The following is a 2,873-nucleotide window of genomic DNA, read 5'->3' as shown; positions in this document are numbered from 1 at the left end:
CTGCCTAAGCAATGACTGAACCTTCTCCATCTTTTCGTCGGAAAGCTGAGCCGAAATGTAGTTTTTCATTCGCATATCCTTTTGAAAGTTAAACATAGAATGCGCAAAATATATAGAAAATTTATCATAAATACAATATGTTTAACAGCAGTTTTTGGGTGGGTGCCAGTGGATAATATTTTGGCCAACTGAAGAGATGCTTGGAAGGCGGAGAATGTATGGAACACGGATAATATTTTGAACGCTGATCCGTCAGTTGCCGGACACTGTGACACGGATTGGACGGATGACCGCGGATAATGTTTTAATATTTGGAACGCACCCCGCCTCTCGGACGGGGCAGGGATAACACGGATTGAGCGCCCGCCTGACCGGACGGGCAGGGATGACCGCGGATTTTTATTTTATCTGTGAAAAACTTGTCCGGGAACTGACGGATTTGTGGACCCTTTTATATTTTCCCTTTAATCTTAATGAGTTCATTTGTAAAAAAATCAGAAATTTGCTCTTTTGTAACTATTTCAGCTGGCTGCAAATGCTCTGCTATTGTTGCCTCATCAATGTCTTCAGTATACACCAGTGTCTCTGTATAGGTGATGGGAGAAAGATTTGGGATTAGTGTTTTTGTTCTTTCAATGATTTCAAGAAGTGACATATGATATTTTGCCAGATAGTATAAATCATAGTAATCCCTTATCGTGTTTCTTTGTGCAATTGAAGCCATTTTTAGAGTAGCAATAACATCTACTTCACAAATGTTTATGTTTTTATAAGGTGTGGTATAATTCCCTACATTGAAAGGAATGGCTACTGACCCCCCGGAAAAGAATGTAACTTTAACTTCATTAATGATAAAATCAATTTGCCAGGGAGTATCCTGCCTGATTATAAGGTGTTCAGGAAATACTTTTGCTATATTCCTTTTGATTTCATTGATGGATAGCTTTTCCTCATCATAAACAAAGTCCAGATCTTCCGATAAGCGATGTCTTAACTGTAAAGATAAAGCTGTTCCTCCTAAAAGGGAGTATTTGTTGATGAATTGTTTTTCAGCAAGTTCTTCAAATACTTTTTGAGTTTGACCGGGTAGAAAATCAATGTTAAACTGTGATGTCATTCCTCAGAATCACTTTGTTCATGAAATGAATATGTTTTTTATATCGATCTTTCTCTTTCCAGTTTTTTAACACTTCGACTATCTTATGATGAGAGATTCTTTTTGAGAGGTTTATAAAATCTGAAATTTCACCGTGTGAAATCACAAGCTTTATAATCCGTTCTGGGGGAATATCAGCCTTATCTTTATAAGACCAAAAAATGTGTTTTGAAAAATCAGTGATATTCATATAGAATACTTTGATACTTTAATTACCTGTATAACGCACAATTGCTTGATAAATTACATCTGTTATACTTTAATTCGTGTAAACTTCTCCGGCCCCTGACGGATTCGTGAAATTCGAGGCATTATTTTTTATTTTTCTGGATACTCCTTTAAGATTCTCTTGAGTGCTTCCAAACCATCTATTTCTTTATGGGCCATAACTTCTTTGTTCGTATATAAATGATGTGGTGTTGTTGTTATTTCAGGATGATGAGGTGCATTGTCCCATCTTTTTATCAGCTTCCCCAGTTCTGTTTGCCAATGGTAACTGTATTTTGTCCGGTTTAATTGGTTATTTTTCTCTATTAGTTTTTCTGTAAGCTCAATAATTGATTTATCCTCAAGTAAAAGTTTGTACCTATAAATCAAAATGATTTCAAATTCAGTTTCTCTGATGCTATGTCTTATGATTTCAAGATCAATTATTTCCTCTCTTGACTCTATGAATTGCTCCAGTTCCCGAATGTATTGATGAATCATTTTTTAACAACACCTTCCAGAGTGGCAATCTTATCATTGTAATATTCCAGATTTTCATAAATGGAAGCCCACTCAATATAATCAGCTTTATCTCCCATTTCTCCCTTTTGAAATTTATCGAAAAATATTTCAGATTTTATGTTATAGGTATTTTCAAATTTTTGCAATTCTGCTTTGACTTCCTCCCTAAATTGTTTGTATTTAGCTAACTGAAACTCAATTATTTTGTTTAATGAGTTTTCAAGGATATGATCTGCTCCCAATTCCTGTAGAATTAGGATTTTTTGTTTGATATTTTTATTTGTGGTATGTGATTTCGTTGTCATATAAAGATATGGTATGGTTGTTACCTATAACGGAAATTTTATTGCAGAAATTGCAAAAAATTTAATGTGGATAGATGTTTTGAAAATCGGGTGTCCCTTGTTTCTTCATTCTTGCAATTCCTGCCTCGCCAGCAGGCAGGCGTGTAATTCGTGGACTTTTTCTTTTCTTCGGTTTTTGTGGATGCTTTGCCGGTAGACAGCTCCGCCTCCTCAGTCCCATAGGGGGGAAGGAACTGAACAGGGCTTTTCCAAAAGGGAATACGAAAATATAAAATTGGAGGGGAAATGCAAAAATATTTGGAATGCGGGAATGTTTGGAACACGGGAATATTTGGAACGCGGATGACACGGATTAGACGGATTAACGCGGATAATGTTTGGGAATGTTTAGAACACGGATTTTTAAATGTATGAACGCGGATGACACGGATTTGATTTATTGATTGGTTACTGGCTTCGTTCTCCGTAGCCCGAGTATTCGAGGGCGAAGGAGAATTGCTGGTAGAAGCATAGAGCGAAGAGCTCAGAGCTTAGAGGAAGAGGCCGCAGGATGAGTCTCTGTTTGTTGCGCGTTTTCGCACTATCTTACTTTCTGCAAGGGAACTCACAACTCATTACTCATAACTTCTTCGTCGTTCTTTCGTGCTGTCGTGCCAGTCGTGCGCTCGTGCCGTCGTTGTTTC

The 2,873-nt window shown here is 37.1% G+C and carries 3 protein-coding genes; all 3 read right to left on the bottom strand.

What is annotated here, in order from left to right:
- Positions 1 to 451 precede the first annotated feature (451 nt).
- Positions 452 to 1,117 (bottom strand): nucleotidyl transferase AbiEii/AbiGii toxin family protein, encoded by a 666-nt coding sequence (locus KGY70_20300; GenBank protein ID MBS3777546.1) that lies wholly within the window; start codon positions 1,115 to 1,117, stop codon positions 452 to 454.
- Positions 1,118 to 1,474: 357 nt separating this feature from the next.
- Positions 1,475 to 1,864 carry a hypothetical protein gene (locus KGY70_20295; protein MBS3777545.1) on the bottom strand — a complete coding sequence of 130 codons (390 nt, stop codon included), beginning with the start codon at positions 1,862 to 1,864 and terminating at the stop codon, positions 1,475 to 1,477.
- Positions 1,861 to 2,190, bottom strand: coding sequence for a hypothetical protein (locus KGY70_20290; protein MBS3777544.1), 330 nt, complete (start codon positions 2,188 to 2,190; stop codon positions 1,861 to 1,863). The genes KGY70_20295 and KGY70_20290 overlap by 4 nt, the downstream gene beginning before the upstream one ends.
- Positions 2,191 to 2,873: the final 683 nt, after the last annotated feature.

The organism is Bacteroidales bacterium, assembly GCA_018334875.1.
GTDB lineage: Bacteria > Bacteroidota > Bacteroidia > Bacteroidales > UBA12077 > JAGXLC01.
Note: the sequence above shows the minus strand (reverse complement) of the source record. Positions and strands in the feature narration are given on the sequence as shown.

Coding starts and splice junctions, on each gene's coding strand:
- KGY70_20300 (MBS3777546.1), bottom strand. CDS start 1,117: ATGACATCACAGTTTAACATTGATTTTCTACCCGGTCAAACTCAAAAA.
- KGY70_20290 (MBS3777544.1), bottom strand. CDS start 2,190: ATGACAACGAAATCACATACCACAAATAAAAATATCAAACAAAAAATC.
- KGY70_20295 (MBS3777545.1), bottom strand. CDS start 1,864: ATGATTCATCAATACATTCGGGAACTGGAGCAATTCATAGAGTCAAGA.